The 14,945-nt window shown below is 50.1% G+C and carries 16 protein-coding genes; 5 read left to right on the forward strand and 11 right to left on the reverse strand.

Features of this window, described 5'->3' with window-relative positions:
• Positions 1 to 57: 57 nt before the first annotated feature.
• The 5 genes from NIT79A3_RS13275 to NIT79A3_RS13290 form a co-directional block, all read right to left on the reverse strand.
• The gene (locus NIT79A3_RS13275; RefSeq protein WP_013966690.1) at positions 58 to 1,656 is read right to left on the reverse strand and encodes a hypothetical protein; all 1,599 of its coding nucleotides are present in this window, start codon (positions 1,654 to 1,656) and stop codon (positions 58 to 60) included.
• A gap of 74 nt (positions 1,657 to 1,730) precedes the next feature.
• Entirely contained in the window at positions 1,731 to 2,195 is a 465-nt protein-coding gene (gene cueR, locus NIT79A3_RS13280; protein ID WP_013966691.1) for a Cu(I)-responsive transcriptional regulator, read from the reverse strand.
• Positions 2,196 to 2,204: 9 nt separating this feature from the next.
• Positions 2,205 to 2,681, reverse strand: a complete 477-nt coding sequence (locus NIT79A3_RS13285) for a DUF4396 domain-containing protein (RefSeq protein WP_013966692.1) — start codon at positions 2,679 to 2,681, stop codon at positions 2,205 to 2,207.
• Between the two features lie 317 nt (positions 2,682 to 2,998).
• Positions 2,999 to 3,160 (reverse strand): hypothetical protein, encoded by a 162-nt coding sequence (locus tag NIT79A3_RS18380; protein WP_198009361.1) that lies wholly within the window; start codon positions 3,158 to 3,160, stop codon positions 2,999 to 3,001.
• Positions 3,161 to 3,239: 79 nt separating this feature from the next.
• Positions 3,240 to 4,055 (reverse strand): SDR family NAD(P)-dependent oxidoreductase, encoded by an 816-nt coding sequence (locus NIT79A3_RS13290; RefSeq protein WP_013966693.1) that lies wholly within the window; start codon positions 4,053 to 4,055, stop codon positions 3,240 to 3,242.
• A 517-nt stretch (positions 4,056 to 4,572) separates the two neighbouring features.
• On the opposite strand from NIT79A3_RS13290, the gene NIT79A3_RS13300 reads away from it, so the two are divergent.
• The 3 genes from NIT79A3_RS13300 to NIT79A3_RS13310 are packed head-to-tail and all read left to right on the forward strand — an operon-like array spanning position 4,573 to position 6,776.
• The gene (locus tag NIT79A3_RS13300) at positions 4,573 to 5,445 is read left to right on the forward strand and encodes an NAD(P)-binding domain-containing protein (RefSeq protein ID WP_013966694.1); all 873 of its coding nucleotides are present in this window, start codon (positions 4,573 to 4,575) and stop codon (positions 5,443 to 5,445) included.
• Between the two features lie 3 nt (positions 5,446 to 5,448).
• Positions 5,449 to 6,483, forward strand: coding sequence for an RNA 3'-terminal phosphate cyclase (gene rtcA, locus NIT79A3_RS13305; protein ID WP_013966695.1), 1,035 nt, complete (start codon positions 5,449 to 5,451; stop codon positions 6,481 to 6,483).
• A gap of 2 nt (positions 6,484 to 6,485) precedes the next feature.
• Entirely contained in the window at positions 6,486 to 6,776 is a 291-nt protein-coding gene (locus NIT79A3_RS13310; protein WP_013966696.1) for a DUF504 domain-containing protein, read from the forward strand.
• Here NIT79A3_RS13310 and NIT79A3_RS13315 read toward each other — a convergent pair.
• Genes NIT79A3_RS13315 through NIT79A3_RS18385 form a run of 5 tightly spaced genes read right to left on the reverse strand, consistent with a single transcriptional unit; the run spans position 6,773 to position 10,775 of the window.
• Complete coding sequence (locus NIT79A3_RS13315; RefSeq protein WP_013966697.1) at positions 6,773 to 7,342, reverse strand: transposase; 570 nt, start codon at positions 7,340 to 7,342, stop codon at positions 6,773 to 6,775. The genes NIT79A3_RS13310 and NIT79A3_RS13315 overlap by 4 nt on opposite strands.
• Positions 7,335 to 8,918: an IS66 family transposase gene (locus tag NIT79A3_RS13320; RefSeq protein ID WP_013964261.1), complete on the reverse strand. Its 1,584-nt coding sequence runs from the start codon at positions 8,916 to 8,918 to the stop codon at positions 7,335 to 7,337. The genes NIT79A3_RS13315 and NIT79A3_RS13320 overlap by 8 nt, the downstream gene beginning before the upstream one ends.
• A 49-nt stretch (positions 8,919 to 8,967) precedes the next feature.
• Entirely contained in the window at positions 8,968 to 9,315 is a 348-nt protein-coding gene (gene tnpB / locus NIT79A3_RS13325; RefSeq protein ID WP_013964262.1) for an IS66 family insertion sequence element accessory protein TnpB, read from the reverse strand.
• Positions 9,306 to 9,596 (reverse strand): transposase, encoded by a 291-nt coding sequence (locus NIT79A3_RS13330; RefSeq protein ID WP_013964263.1) that lies wholly within the window; start codon positions 9,594 to 9,596, stop codon positions 9,306 to 9,308. The genes tnpB and NIT79A3_RS13330 overlap by 10 nt, the downstream gene beginning before the upstream one ends.
• A gap of 48 nt (positions 9,597 to 9,644) precedes the next feature.
• A complete protein-coding gene (locus NIT79A3_RS18385) occupies positions 9,645 to 10,775 on the reverse strand; it encodes a transposase (RefSeq protein WP_013966698.1) in 1,131 nt (376 codons plus the stop codon).
• Positions 10,776 to 11,229: 454 nt separating this feature from the next.
• Here NIT79A3_RS18385 and NIT79A3_RS13340 point away from each other — a divergent pair, with 454 nt between their 5' ends.
• Together NIT79A3_RS13340 and NIT79A3_RS13345 are read left to right on the forward strand one after the other, a co-directional pair.
• Positions 11,230 to 11,628 (forward strand): TraR/DksA family transcriptional regulator, encoded by a 399-nt coding sequence (locus tag NIT79A3_RS13340; RefSeq protein ID WP_013966699.1) that lies wholly within the window; start codon positions 11,230 to 11,232, stop codon positions 11,626 to 11,628.
• 624 nt (positions 11,629 to 12,252) lie between these two features.
• On the forward strand, positions 12,253 to 12,801 hold the full coding sequence (locus NIT79A3_RS13345) for a FecR family protein (RefSeq protein ID WP_013966700.1): 549 nt from the start codon (positions 12,253 to 12,255) through the stop codon (positions 12,799 to 12,801).
• A 532-nt stretch (positions 12,802 to 13,333) separates the two neighbouring features.
• On the opposite strand, the gene NIT79A3_RS13355 is transcribed toward NIT79A3_RS13345, so the two are convergent.
• Positions 13,334 to 14,569, reverse strand: a complete 1,236-nt coding sequence (locus NIT79A3_RS13355) for a D-alanyl-D-alanine carboxypeptidase family protein (protein WP_013966701.1) — start codon at positions 14,567 to 14,569, stop codon at positions 13,334 to 13,336.
• Between the last annotated feature and the right edge of the window lie 376 nt (positions 14,570 to 14,945).

Here is a 14,945-nt window from a genome sequence, read left to right on the forward strand (position 1 = left end):
TTTTATTATAAACAATTTACAGCTTTGATAAATAAAATCTTTAAGCATCTCTTATAATCAGAGCGGTTGACTAGATGCTATCAATTGCTGAAACTTTTCAGCATAATAGCTTGCTTTAACCTGATCGCCAATAAGCTTGGCTGCCTGTGCCGCACGATAAATGCCATTGCGGCGATTGGGCGTGCGCAGCAATGAAGCTTCGAATTCATTCAGTGCTTCACCGGGCCGTTGCAATTCAAGCAGCAGCTCGCCCAGCAATTCCCTGGCGGGTATTACCGAACCCGGCGTGACATTGTCTTTCTCGGTTGAATCTTCCAATTCAGCCGAAGCGCGCATGAGTTTCACCGCTTCCTCCGTTCTACCCTTTCCATGCTCTATCCAGGCCGCTACCGCCAAGCGTTGGATCTCGATTTGATCAGCCGTATAGTCCTTATTTGCCGCTTTATCGGCATCACGCAATGCCGCAAGCCGTTGCAGACTATTCCGGGCAATATCCATTCTTCCGCTTCTGGCGGCGCCCAAGCCGCGGGCAAAGTGCGTTATTGACTCGCACCAGCCAAATTGACCCCAGGGAAAATCAATTGGATTCACGTTTAGTTCAGAGGCTTCGATCCATTCACCACGTTCTATCGCATAGCGCGCCGGAATCGCCGCAAATGCATAGGCAGTGGTAGTATTTTCCGGCTGCGCTTTTTTGATGGCTTGCAGTTCTCGCAAGATTTCCCTGCCTTTTTCTGTCTGACCGTTTTGCAGATAAGCGTACATCATATAATCCATAAAATGGAACTGCTGATCCCAGGTTCCCGACAGTGAATTTTTCCGCGCGTAGTCTTTTGCCGCATGATATGCCGCCAGATTGGATTGCGCTGCTTCCTGCCACTGCCCCAGTCTGATGAAGATGTGCGACGGCATGTGCAATGCGTGCGGAACCGCCGGAGCAATGTGTGTATATGCCCGGGCTGCATTCATTCCAAGCTCAGCCAGTTCGGGATAATCGCTGCTGTGGATGATGTAATGCGCGACGCCTGGATGATTCGGCTCTTGCTCCAGTACCTTCTGCAACAAATTCAATGCTTTTTTCTGATTGGCGTAGGTCTTATCCTTAGGTGAAGCGGTGGAAATCAGCGCCAAAGCATAAAAAACCGCAGCTTCCCGGTCATCCGGGTTATGTGCCAGAACCCGCTCCATTGTTTGCTGATATGCAAGCTTTCTTGCGCCGTAGTCGGCTTTTTCATCATCCTGATACAAGGACTCAATAGCTTCAAGATAGGTATCTTCCCGCTTTGTCTTGATTGCCAGCTTTCTCGCTTGCTGCAGCGCTTCGCGCCCCTTTTGCTGTTCTGCTGCGGCCAGAGGTGTGGCCCATAGCTGGTGATAAAGACTCATCGCTACTCCCCAGTAGCCCATGACGCAGGTTGGATCGTTAACAGTGACTTGCCGAAATGTCTTTTCGGCCTCGTCATACCAGAAGGAATGCAACATGGCGACAGCCTGATTAAATTGTTCCTGAGCAATCGGCGTACATGAAACCGGAAAATTAACCTTCCCTAATTTTTCCTCATCGAAATGGTTCAAATGTAGATGATCCCCGTCTGCCTGCAGAAAGCCCGCAGACATTGCGGTAATGAAAAAGATAATTGATATGAATGTTTTCATGTGATACCTCCAAATATTTTGATAAATCATTGAGATAATCAGCGATCATCTGAATGAGATTGAGACTGTTTTTTCTATTTTGCTCGTGACCGGCGAGCACGAGCATGCGTATGACTCGCGCCATGTGCCTCGAGGAATTCTTTGGTGCTATTCTCACCAGCCAAAGTATCTAGAATCGGACATTCCTGGCGCTCATCCCCGTGACAGTGCGCGATTAACTGCGATAATGCTTGAGCAATTGATTCCAACTCAGATATTCGCGCTCTCATCTCAGTTAAGTGCTCTGCTGCAAGCTGTTTGACTTCGCGTGCTGGCCGCTGCCGATCTTGCCAGAGTGAAAGTAGCTTTTTGATTTGCACCGCGCTGAAACCGACTGCACGCGCCCTGCGTATGAAACGCAACGTGTGTATAGCGCGTTCATCATAGTGACGATAGCCTGAATAAGAGCGCGCTGCTTTCGGGATAAGTCCCGTCGCCTCGTAGTAGCGGATCATTTTTACAGATACACCGGAATCACGTGCTGCCTGTCCAATATTCATGCCGTCACCTCAATGATATGTATGCGCAAGCGCATGACCGCGACCTTGTGCGATAAGCCAGCGATTGACGGGGAAAGCAGCCGCAGCCGTAATAACTAATGCAATCGTAAGACTGCTCCAAAACAGCAACGAATCAAGCGGCGCATTCATCGCTCCCGGGATCATCAACATCATCAGATTATCGATGATTTCCATAATCGCGATCGAAGCTGTATCGGAAGCCAGTACAATACGCGCGGCGGCTCCAAAACCATACCCAGAACGCAGCATGGGTAGCATGGTGAGAAGATAGCCAGATAGAAAAGCGAGTACTATCGCAAGCGCTATCGTTTCAGCATTGCTCCAGCCCAAAGCCGTTCCAATCACTATCCCTGCAACTTCGCCAATTGCGCAACCCGATAGGCAATGCACGGTAGCAATCAAAGCAACGCTATTCAACGATTGTTCTTTAACCGATTTGTGATTGTGATGTAAATGTTTTTTCATGTTCAACTCCTGAGAGATTTGTTTATGGAGTCTTAATGCTGAACCTTCCCATCATTGGAATGTCAATACTCAAATCTCAAAACAATATTAAGCCTGATGTAGCAAAAGCAGGGACAACATCCTTATAACCTACTTAGTTCGATTGAGCGTTTGGAAATTTAACTACTTCCCTGCCCCCTAAGTGCAGGTTCTTATCGGCGTGGAAATTATTCCGATACAACAAGAACCTAATTGCATGTGTGATGCCGATGCATACATCACTATGTAAAACCAAGCTCAACAAGCCTACCAAATCCTACTTCGCCAGCTTCAGCAAATCAAACACCCCTTACAAAACCCGCTGCTTTGGCGGGGCCGGATAATAATTGCATCATCTGGTTTTGATGCGCATCATTGCTATCCATAACAGCGTCATCAACGGCTTTGGTAAAATCTCCCAGCACCGCCTGTTCCGGTGAATTATTGGCAATTTGCTTCATGATTAGGGCATTTTCACTGACTTTATCCCGGATGGTGTAGGCGTAATCCGCCAGTGAAGGAAAAAATTTTTAGTATTGTCTAAACTCTCATCTGTTGACGCACAGCCCATGCAAAAAGCCGGCCTCCAAGTAACCATCTGGCAATTACGGCTGTTTTAGAATCCCACGGTAATGCGTGCCGCACGGGAGGAATCGATTTTGTAACAGCGCTCAGCACAGCCCGGGCAATAATTTCCGGACCGGGTGCGGTAGGTTCACCCGCCAAAAGTTTATATAAACCCGCTATTATTTTCTGATAAGCCAGTGGGTGAGAAATCGTTTTAAGTAATTCAAACTGCTTGGCCGCAAATTCAGTTTTAATTAAACCAGGCGCAATTACTACCACATCAATCCCCAGCGCCTTGACCTCACCACGCAAGGATTCCGACAATGCCTCTATCGCATGTTTGGATGCGGCATACCATCCAAAACCAGGCAGCGCGATCTTGCCCAGAATTGACGAAATATTAACAATACACCCTGATTTTTGCTTGCGCATCTGTGGAAGGACCGCATGCATAAATCTGGCATAACCAAAGACATTCACTTCAAACTGATAATGCGCTGCTTCCATAGAAACACATTCAATTACGCCTAATTGACCAAAACCAGCGTTATTCACCAATACGTCAATGCGACCCTTAGTTAAAATTATGTGCTCTATGGCCAAAGCGATGGCTTTTTCATCCGTTACATCGAGCGGAATCGGTTCAATGCAATCCGAACGGATCTGTTCTAGCCGCTCGACACGCCGGGCCATAGCAAACACATAATAACCATTTGCTGCCAGAAGCTCAGCAGTAGCCCTGCCAATACCACTCGAAGCGCCTGTAACTAATGCAATTTTCTGTGTCATTATTTTATACGCTCAATTATTTTTAAAATGGGAGGGAATCTCTGATCTACTACAACGCTTATAACAACCTAATTGTAAGATATTTATTGATCTTTTATCTCTTTCATCAATAAATACTCAAGAAAGTGAAATAACTTAAGGGGTCTCTGAATGACTGTCATTTCGAGCGTAGCGAGAAATCTATGGTATTGATTGCACATGAACTGCATAAAGCAGCGTAGTAGAATGGGAGACAATAGGGTAATCGACAGATTCCAGCTGCAGATTTCCAGCCGGAATGGATGGATTAGCTCTAACAGGCCGTTGGAAAACTATCTGCGTTGCTGCTGCGGTGTTAAAAACAGACTCAAAATGCTCATTTATTAAGCATAAACTACACTTTTTCGCCTGTTTTTGCCTCGCATCGGCTGCCTCGAAAACGTTTTTCAACGGCCTGCTAAACTCGAGTTTGGGAAGATTTTCACAGTTTCTAACGTAGAGACAACTTAGGCTTAGCAGGCTGTTATAGGGAGTACAGATGACGAAACTTAATATTGCAATCATCGGTTTTGGGCGGGTAGGACGTGCCTGTGCACTTTCATTGCGCAATGCAGACGATCTTGTGTTGGCCGGTGTTGTATGGCGCTCAACCTCGCCGATGAAACTGCCTAATCCACTCGGCAATGTTCAGGTGGTTGCGCATGTGCGTGATCTGAAGCGTGTCGACGTGGCGCTTGTTTGTGTGCCAGCAGATGCTGTTCTGAGCGTTGCATGCGAGCTGCTGCAGGCACGAATCCCGATTATCGAGTGTGCGGTGCTCGAAATGCGTGCACTCGAGATACATTATGACGCTATCGGCGATGCGGCGTGTCACCACGGTGCATGTGCCATTGTTGGCGCGGGATGGAACCCAGGTATTTTGCCGCTTTTCGAGCGCGCGTTCACGACACTGGTTCCCGATGGACGCACTAAACACACCAACCGGCCTAGCGCGAGCCTTCATCACACCGAGGCGGTGGAAAACATCAAAGGTGTAAAAGGTGCGCTTGCTGCCGAAACACACGATGCGCAGGGACAGCTGACCCGCTATGTCTACCTGGAACTCGAAAAGGGCATAAAGGGTTCAGGGGGAACGTCGCTTGATGCGATTGAAGCCGCACTTGCCGCTGATCCGCTCTTCATTGGCGAACAGACGCATGTATTTGAAGTCGAGAACATCGCCGCACTCGAGGAGGAAGGTCGCGGTATTCTGCTCGAGCGAACCGGTACGGAGCGAACGGGCGCGCATGCTGCGCTGTTGCTCGAGGGACGTTTTGACGTGCCGACATTCACCGCGAGGGTGATGATCGATGCCGCCAAGTGTATTCCGAGTCTTAAGCCGGGTGCGCATCGCTACGCCTTCTGGGGTTAATGCGTGCTCGAAATTGATGGTAGCTATGGCGAGGGCGGTGGTCAGTTGCTGCGGCTTGCCGTGGCGTTGGCTGCCATCACCGGCACCAGAGTTTGCATCACGAATATCCGCGCGCGACGCGACAAACCCGGCCTCGCGCCACAACATCTCACCGGGGTGCAGGCAGTGGGCCAGCTCTGCGGTGCAAAGATCGAAGGCCTTACGCCACGATCACAGCAAATCACTTTTGAACCGGCCAGGCTGCGTGGCGGTGATTACCGCTTCGATGTCGGCACTGCGGGCAGCATAACGCTGGTACTACAGGCGCTGCTGCCAGTCATGCTGGCGGCGCAGATGCCTTGCAAGGTGCATATAACGGGCGGCACCGACATTCGGCAAGCACCGGCCGCGGATTATCTGCGCGAGGTGCTTATCCGACTGATCGAGCGGCTCGGTGCACGGGTAACCATACGGGTGCTGCGGCGCGGCTACTATCCGCGTGGCGGAGGTGAAATTGAGCTCGCAGTGGAGCCAGCAACTCTTGTCCCCGCAGTGTTCGACGCAACCGGCCACATCAAGGCGATCTATGGCATTACCCACGTGGCCAATCTTCCTGAACACATTGCGTTGCGGATGAAACAGGCGGTACTCGACCAGCTTGGCGCTTACGCAACACAGGCGAGTTTCGAGACGCAGATTCTCGGTCACGAAGCAGCCTTTGGTCCCGGCGGAGCAATCGTTTGCTGGATCAAGCGTGAGCATACCGTATTGGGTGCAGCGCGCGTCGCAAAGCGGGACGTACGCGCGGAAGCGCTGGGTGAGGCCGTAGGGAAGGAGCTTGCTGCAGACCTTGCAGCAGGTGCCGCGCTCGATGTGCATGCGGCTGATCAGATACTTGTTTACCTTGCGCTCGCTGGAGGCGGATCGTTTAGCACGCGTAGCGCCTCACTGCATGCGCGCACGGCGATGTGGCTGATCGAACAGTTTCTGCCGGTGACCTTCGGCGTATCAGAATCGGCAGAACTCGCACACGTTACCGTGACACCACGCGGGAAATAACCATGACACCAATCCACGAACTGCTTGCTCGCATCCGCTGGGATCCCGAATTCGGCAAAGGGAAATTTGAACTCGCCTACGAGGATAAAGTCGAACACCAGCTCAAGCGCGCGCCACTCGAGCAGATAACCATCGAACCAGGCCAGCACTTCGCATTCGAAGTGGAGACGGAAGATGGCACGCTACACACCATTCCCTTTCACCGGGTGCGGAAAGTTTGGCGGGATGAGGTGCTCATATGGGAACGGCATCCAGGAACGGTAGGAAAAATTAAACCTAAACTCCTCTGTTAGGTCACTCCAATGGCCAAAGAGGGTGGAAGGAAACCGAGGAGCTGTGAATTTTTCGGTCTGGTCGCAATAATTTTGTTAATGATATAGCGTCCAAGTACGCCCCAATGATCCGCTTTGGTCAACTGAGGCGCATTTGCCAGAACATGATCAAGACCTTTTCGTATATTGGTGATCATCGACTTGATATGATCTCCGGCTGCGTGAGTCAGAGTGAGCAGCAATCGGGATTGACCGGCATGCTGGGTCAGGCGGGCAATGCCGCTGAGCAACATGGGACGGCTAGTGATTGCCTCCAGGCGTGTCTTCGGGTGTGCCAGTCTGACATACCAACTCCACCAATTGTAGATGAGCGCGACTGCTCGCGCTGAGAGGTTGCAACGTTCCAGGTCTTGCGTGGTATAGCCACCCCAACCCCATTGGTTTTTCAGCTCATCGAAGCCGTTCTCGCAGTCGGCCCGATCCCGGTATAACTGGCCAATGGCGTCGAGGGAGTAGTTTGTATTGGTCACCAATATAGCGTATTCCCAGAGTTTAACCGTATCCCTCCAACCCCACCATCTACTCACATTCCTTCAACAATGCTTCAATATCCTCCGGTGCAAGCGGTAGCAATTCATCGATTCGGCTATTAGGCCAGGTGGGGAGTTTTTCGAGGGTGTCGGCTAGCCATTGTGCGGGGTTGAGGCCGTTGAGTTTTGCGGTGCCGAGTAGGGTTTGAATGGCGGCGGCACGTTTTCCGGCGCGTTCGGAGCCGGTGAACAGCCAGTTTTTCTTGCCGAGCGCGATGGGGCGAATAGTGTTTTCGACGGGGTTGTTGTCAATCGGCAGGTGTCCGCTGCTGGCGTAGCGGATTAGGCTTTGCCAGCGCTTCAAGGTGTAGTCGATGGCTTTGGCGGTGCCGCCGCCATTGGCAGTTTGGGCGCGAGTTTGCAGTAACCAGTCGTGCAACGATTGCAGGATCGGCAGGCTTTTTTCTGCACGTAGTATCTGCCGGGCTTCGGTCGATAAGTGCTTGCCTTCGGCTTCGACGGCGTAAAGTCCGCCTATGCGCTGCAACACCTCATACGCGACGGTGCTGGCATTGGCTTGGTGCAGGTCGAAGAATTTGCGGCGCGCGTGCGCCCAGCACCCTAATTCAGTGCAGGGTGATGCTGTTTTGGAGAATAAAGCCTTGTAACCGCCATAGTCGTCTACCAGCAAGTGGCCTTGCCAGCTGTTGAGGAAGTTTTGCGCATGTTTGCCACTACGGCTGGTTTGGTAGTCGAATACGATGATGCGCGGCCCCAACTCAAAATCGTTACTGCGATACGCCCACAGATAGGCGCGTTGCGTTCTTCCGCTGCCGGGATCAAGTTGCGCCACCGGGGTTTCGTCGGCGTGTAACACAGAGCCATGCAATAAGTGCAAAATCAGCCGGTCAACCAGCGGTTGTAGTGCCACGCCTACACGTCCGATCCATTCCGCCAACGTGGAAAGCGATAAAGTGACACCTTCCCGGGCGGCGATTTGTGCGATGCGATACAGCGGCAGGTGATCGAGGTATTTGCAGATCGTGATCCAAGCAAGCAGTCCGGGTGTTGCCATACTGCCGTCGATCACCGCGGGTGGAACCGGTTCCGCGACCACGGTTTCGCAAGCCCGGCAGGCGTATTGCGGGCGGATGTGACGGTGCACGAAGAATTCGGCGGGTTTGACGTCCAGTTGTTCGCTGACGTCTTCGCCGATTTTTACCAGATCGCTGCCGCACTGTTTGCATTGGCAAGATTCCGGTTCATGCCGGTGTTCGATGCGTGGCAGGTGATCCGGCAGAGGTTGGCGCCCAGCGCGTGCACGCTTGGGTTTTTGCGGAACCGGCAGCGGCAGTTGCTCGATTTCCGCTTCGATCGCCGCCGCATCAGTTTGCCAGTCTTCTTCGAACAGGCTGAATTGTGGCTGCGACAGTGCTTCGCTCTTCGCGCCGAAACGAATGCGGCGCAAATGTGCCAGTTCCAGCTTCAGTGCCTGATTCTTCGCTTCCAGCAGTTTGAGCTCGTTTTGTGCTTGCGTAAGCAGTGATTGAATAAGGTTCGATACCTCGGTTTTAGCTTCCGGCGTGAGGTTCAAATGATCTAATTCGATTGACTGTTTTGCGTGCGTTTTCATGGCGTTATTATACTGCAAAACTTGCGCAAAGTGATTCCAGTATTGGCTTTCAGCTATATTTTCTTGCGCAGGATTGCAACCCCAAACGACACCAATCCACCCCGGCAATCAACCACTCCCATTGCAACGCAGTCAGTTCCATCCCGCCCGTATCCGAACGCCCCCAAACGAACCGTCCCTGATGCAAGCGCCGCTGGCACAACCACACGCCGGTGCCGTCCCACAGCAGCACTTTGATGCGATTGCCCGCGCGATTGCAAAACACAAACGCCGAACCCGCACAAGGCGAGCGCTGCAACGCCTGCTCCACCAATACCGACAATCCGTCAATGCCGCGACGCATATCCACCGGCTCAACCATCAACCAAATCTTCCCTGGATTCGCAATCAAAGACACTTCAACAACTCCCCCAGCCAATGCGGCGAAACCGTCGATGGCAGCTCCAACACATGATTGCCTTGACCGCGAAGACGTAGCGTGCTCGTCGGTGCAGGCATCGGTTTGATCGTGACCGGGACCAACGCAGGCGGCCGGATAACCTGACCGGCACGATGCTTGCGAACCCAATTGCCAAACGTCTTGGTATTCAAACCATGTTCCCGGCAATAAGCCGCCTGAGACTTACCGCTGGTTTGCCATGCTTCGATATGAATTCGTCGCGCTTCTGATGATGACATCGTCCCTCCTTGTAAAAGGTTTGAGGATAGCGATGACGTATCAGGGTGTTAATGTGGATGGATTGGAGGCTTACGTTTAACCTTGTCTGAATGGTCAATGAAGTGGAGCATCGGCTGCTGGTTCTCATTGCTCGTCTCGGCTGCCGCCATGCTGTCTTTGATTCGCCGCCGCAGTACCACTACACGCCGCGCACCACTCCAACCCGTCAGCCGAAGCTTGCCTTCCACCGCGTCAAAGCCTTGCCCCGCGTTCTGCCAGTCGCCTTGCTGCCATTGCCGCTCGATCAGGCGCTTAACTCCGGCAGTTTGCCGTAGCTTGAAGAGGTAGTGCTGTTCAATTCGCTCCATCTCGACCATTACCCCCTGATTGCCAAAGGCACTGTCACCGCGCACCAGGGCGGGGCGTTCCTCGGCAGCGAGTCGCTCAATTAGCCGGCACAGGCGCGGTAGGCTATGTTTCGCCGCACTGGCTTTACCGCCTTGTACCTCGACATCGAGCACCAGTCGAATGTTGCCGATCCAGTAGGTGTGCAAAGTATGGCTCGGCCGTCCCGGCTTGGTTGGGTTGTAGCCAATCTCGGCACCTGCCTGGTGACCATACAACAGTTTGACGCTGGTGTCGGCATCGAGTATCCAGGGCGTGCGTAAAGATTCTTGGATGCTCTCACCCAGGGCTTTATCCATCCATGCTGTGCTCTTCGCCAGTTGGACTGCGTGGGCAGCGCGTTCTTCTTCGCTACCATACTTCTTGCATGGGGCCGGTGCCAAGTGCGCCAGTGCGCGACGCAGACTCTCGTCACTGATGATCTTGTTCATGCCGAGTATCCGGGGAGCAACTTCATCGCCGCGCAGCCCGGCAACATGTGCATAGCGCCGCTGTCCATCCAAGATCGATAATAGCCAGGTGCCAAGCACATCAACTACCTTGGGTGCGTTGGGACTGGTGTAATCCATTGGACATCCATCCACCCAGCGGGTGAATAACCCAGAAACTTCCAAAAACTCGGCAAAGAATGGTAATTGCCCCAGTGCTGTGGCGCTTCCGCCTTCGTCCCAGCGAACGTGAAACCGGCCACCAGGAGTGGCTACGCTTTGTTCAGCCGTCGTTTGTTCCGTCTCCTGCAAAGTAGTATTGATCGCCTCGACCAGTGTCTTCTTCTCAAATTTAATTTCACCCATTGGGTGAGCCTCCTATTCTGTCGAAAACCCTTACCAGAAATACATTCGTGGCAATTTTACTGGAATCAACTGAGGAAAATAGGTTAAATGAGGCCATTGCTTGAGCAACGGTAACTGGCCAACCTCACCAAAGAAATCAAAAATCACTACTTAGGGAAGCTCTGATTAAGGAACCTCTGAATAACTGTCATTTCGAGCAGAGCGAGAAATCTATACTGTTGATTGCCAAAGATTCCTTAAGTTGATTATCGTTCGTCCTGAGCTTGCCGAAGGATTTAATCAGAGCTTCCTTAGTATCCTGAGCATAGGCTAAATACCAAGACATTTGGAAAAATGGGAAGATCAATAGGCCTCCCTATTTTGGAGGCGAATTATTTTGATCCATTTTGTAGTGCACCTTCTTAGTTAAAAGTAGATAATCCTCTTTTTTAGCCAGAAAACAGGAAGGTGAACTGTGACGCATCTGACCCAGAACGAAATCGAATCGATCGAAAATAAATTACGCAACCGCCAGCAAGAATTGCTCGAAGAAGTTCGCAATGAACTTGACGAGCGCGAGGACCAGCACTTGGCTGCGTTGATGGGCAATGACCCGGGGGATAACGGTGATTTATCGCTGGCCGATGAACTGGCAGATCTGAACATACTCCGGGTGGATCGCCAAATCAAAGAGCTACGCGCGATTGAAACCAAATTGGCGCAGATCAAAGAAGGCAATCTGAATGAATGCATCGATTGCGGCAAGGAAATCGGCTTGCAACGCTTACTGGCTTATCCGGTAGCTATGCGGTGTGTGAGTTGTCAGGAAAGGCACGATCAGATGTATGCACATGAGGCGCGCCCAAGTCTGTGAAGAATACTTGAATTAGTAGCTATGGCAGTACACTACTGGGTTGCGCGTTCAAGCTCTTTACAAAGATTTCTCGAATAAACAGCTCCGTGGCAAGCCCACGGGGAATCATAAGTTGAATAATCAATGGTCGAATGGCAAATTCACCCCAATCTCCTTGCGGCCTTGGGGCGAATAAAGCCCTCGATAATCCAAACTTAGCTTACCAAATGACAATAACCAATCCAGTTTGCGATACGAATGATCCAGCGGTATCAACGCGCGTCCAACCTAAAAAATAAATTGCCTTGCTCTCTTTCCTTCAGCAAAAAAATCCTACCGATTTGAATTTTCCGTATTATCGCCTAAGGAACCTCTGAATAACTGTCATTTCGAGCATAGCGAGAAATCTATACTGTTGATTGCCAAAGATTCCTCACTACGTTCGGAATGACAGAGGTGAGTTATTCAGAGATTCCTAATTTATCGGCAGCCCTACTTTGGCACTTCGATGCCGTTTCGGGTAGTGGGCTCCCTTACATTTTTTTGCAAAATGCCTGACGCAAATCAGTTATGAATTTCAGGCTAAAAAAATTTTTGCTGTCAGTATATAATTTCTGCTTTCGACCTTTATTTCGTTGAACTCAGATGCAGAAACCTGAACCACCAGTTATACAACCCTTTACTTTTGTTTTCAGTTGGCGGCGTTTTTCGGTGCACTGCGCAATTATGGGCGTTTGTGTGTTGCTAGGTATGATGACTTGGTATTTTGGCAAACCGCATAGCGTCCGGTTTTATGAAACAAAATCGGAAACACAGCTTGCTGCATCGATTGCGCCCGATATCAACATGACGCTTGATATCCGCAGCTCTGTGTCGGTAAAAGAAAATCAGCCACTGCAAGTCGAATTGTTTAAGGGAAATGTTTATTTTGACATCAAGAAAAATGCTCACAACCAGCTTGAGGTCAAAGTCGGCAATGCCATCATTAAAAACACCGGAACCCGCTTCAGTATCCGGATGCAAAAAGATGGCAGTAGCCATATTGCGGTTGCGGATGGCCACATCAAAATCCAAGTGGCATCTGGAATATATCAGATCAATGCGCTTGAACAGGCTGAATTTGATGATGCCTGCATTCGCAAACACAGTCTCATTACTGAACGCGACATCGCGCCTTGGCGCTCTGACCCGTGATTAATGGATTTGCTCTCAGTGAAGCAACAGCTTCTCTGTGATTCAGTAAGTACTGAAGAAATTTTACGGAAACGCACTACAAAACCCAGTATACCCAATCCAACCAGCAACATTGCATAGGTCTCAGGTTCTAGCACTGGAGTGAGAATAGCTGAGGTCAGGAAAATTCCATCATCCGGTTGATTCGAAAATGTACCGATGATACTGAATGCACCGACCAAACTATCCCAGAATATGGGATACATGTTGCAATTTAATCACCGCACCCTCCGGCAAGCTAGAAAATCATTGGCTAACTGGAAACATATCTATCACCAATACCTCCGTTCCCTATGGGCAGTGGCGCTCCAAATAGCTGGAGATTTCCACCAATCAGATCCGTTTGATAAAGTTGATTGATAAAATAGTAAAAAAGAGTTGGAAAATATACAGAGGTCTATTCTATTTATGTAAGCCATTTGTCCTAGTTTGCAACTGTTGGCTCTTTCAAACCGGTATCAGAAATGACAAATACTGCTTGTTATGCTCAACCCTATGATCGTACCACCAAGCATCCCATCCCTTGCCGGGCGAGATTCTGGCAGGCTGTGCGTGCTTGGCTTTCGTGCAAACCCACCAGCCTCGCCCGATACAACTTGCGGTTACTGATTTCCACCTCAGTGACCATCACTTCTCCTGGTACCCAACGAGCAGCGGCTTGGGCCTGGGCATGAGCCCGGTCGGGTTCATGATAAGAACCTATCTGCACGGCCCAAGTGTCATTCTCCAGCATCGCAACTTTTTGCGGCCGTGCATTGACCGCCGGTTGTACAACCGGTTGCGTCACGACGGAAACAGATATCTTTTCCAGCACGGGAGATGGTTTCGGTACAGGAGTCGAAGTACTAGTCTTCAAGGCTGCAACCGGCACAGCGCGGGTATTACTAGTATTGCTGGCCAACTGCTGAGTCGTGTGTCCCTGGTTAAAACTGCGATCGAGCAATTGTGCCATATGCTGATCACGCGCAGCTGCGGTTTGTCCGCCCATTACTACTGCAATTACACGACGGCCACCACGTTTGGCGGAAGTAGCTACATTGAACCCAGAGGCGCGAATAAATCCGGTTTTCAAGCCATCCACACCTGGGGTATTTCGCACCATGCGGTTATGGCTTCTATAAGTAGCACCATTGTAGCTGAATGTCTGGGTAGAGAAATAATGGTAGTGCTTGGAAAAATCCCTCATTAATCGTGTCGACAAAGTCACCAAGTCCCGGGCTGTGGTCTTTTGCTCACCATTGGGTAAACCAGAAGCATTACGGAAAGTGGTGGAATGCATACCCAGTTTACGTGCCTTATCAGTCATCATATGGCCAAAGTTTGCTTCGCTACTGCCAAGCGCCTCGGCTACCACTGCTGCCACATCGTTGGCAGAACGTACAATTAATGCCGGAATCGCATCACGCACACTGATACTATCTCCTGCACGTAAGCCGATATTCGTCTGCGGCATTGATGCCGCATGCGCCGACACTTGCATTCGCTCATCCAACGACATCTTGCGTTGTTCAATCGCCTCGAACAGCATATAGAGGGTCATCATCTTGGTTAGAGATGCTGGATAACGGCTGGCATCAGCGTTAGATTCGTGCAGTACTACACCTGTATCCGCATCTATTACGATAGAGGAATAGCGGGGATTTGCCTGCGCTTGATTGGCTAGGGACAATGACAACAAGACAGCAAGAACAAGCAGTCCTTTTCTTATTGCATGTTTCAAAGTAAACATAAACCTATCCTCTCTGAATGTTATTCAAGATGGAAAAACAATATGATCGGTATAATTATATTATACCGGCCCGGAATGTCTTCCATACCAGGCAACAACACCAAGCACCCTTTGCCGCCATCTTCTTTTTTAGTTATCACTTTTTTCATCTCGTGAAATTATCTTTACGCACACCACGATTTATAAATTTATATACTAAAGGAACTTGAATTCATTATTCTTATTATTCATAAGCTATTATTTATAATTCTCAAAATATCTTCTGTTATTTCTTCTTGTTACTTTTTCTTACTGCCTATTCTAATACCTTAACGCATCGCAGTAATTAGTAATAAATAGCATATTTTCCTCTATCTAAAAAGTATTTTCTGTTATC

Origin of the sequence: Nitrosomonas sp. Is79A3, assembly GCF_000219585.1 — a bacterium.
Classification (GTDB): domain Bacteria; phylum Pseudomonadota; class Gammaproteobacteria; order Burkholderiales; family Nitrosomonadaceae; genus Nitrosomonas.

Coding starts and splice junctions, on each gene's coding strand:
- NIT79A3_RS13275 (WP_013966690.1), bottom strand. CDS start 1,656: ATGAAAACATTCATATCAATTATCTTTTTCATTACCGCAATGTCTGCG.
- cueR (WP_013966691.1), bottom strand. CDS start 2,195: ATGAATATTGGACAGGCAGCACGTGATTCCGGTGTATCTGTAAAAATG.
- NIT79A3_RS13285 (WP_013966692.1), bottom strand. CDS start 2,681: ATGAAAAAACATTTACATCACAATCACAAATCGGTTAAAGAACAATCG.
- NIT79A3_RS18380 (WP_198009361.1), bottom strand. CDS start 3,160: ATGAAGCAAATTGCCAATAATTCACCGGAACAGGCGGTGCTGGGAGAT.
- NIT79A3_RS13290 (WP_013966693.1), bottom strand. CDS start 4,055: ATGACACAGAAAATTGCATTAGTTACAGGCGCTTCGAGTGGTATTGGC.
- NIT79A3_RS13300 (WP_013966694.1), top strand. CDS start 4,573: ATGACGAAACTTAATATTGCAATCATCGGTTTTGGGCGGGTAGGACGT.
- NIT79A3_RS13310 (WP_013966696.1), top strand. CDS start 6,486: ATGACACCAATCCACGAACTGCTTGCTCGCATCCGCTGGGATCCCGAA.
- NIT79A3_RS13320 (WP_013964261.1), bottom strand. CDS start 8,918: ATGAAAACGCACGCAAAACAGTCAATCGAATTAGATCATTTGAACCTC.
- NIT79A3_RS13330 (WP_013964263.1), bottom strand. CDS start 9,596: ATGTCATCATCAGAAGCGCGACGAATTCATATCGAAGCATGGCAAACC.
- NIT79A3_RS18385 (WP_013966698.1), bottom strand. CDS start 10,775: ATGGGTGAAATTAAATTTGAGAAGAAGACACTGGTCGAGGCGATCAAT.
- NIT79A3_RS13345 (WP_013966700.1), top strand. CDS start 12,253: ATGCAGAAACCTGAACCACCAGTTATACAACCCTTTACTTTTGTTTTC.
- NIT79A3_RS13355 (WP_013966701.1), bottom strand. CDS start 14,569: ATGTTTACTTTGAAACATGCAATAAGAAAAGGACTGCTTGTTCTTGCT.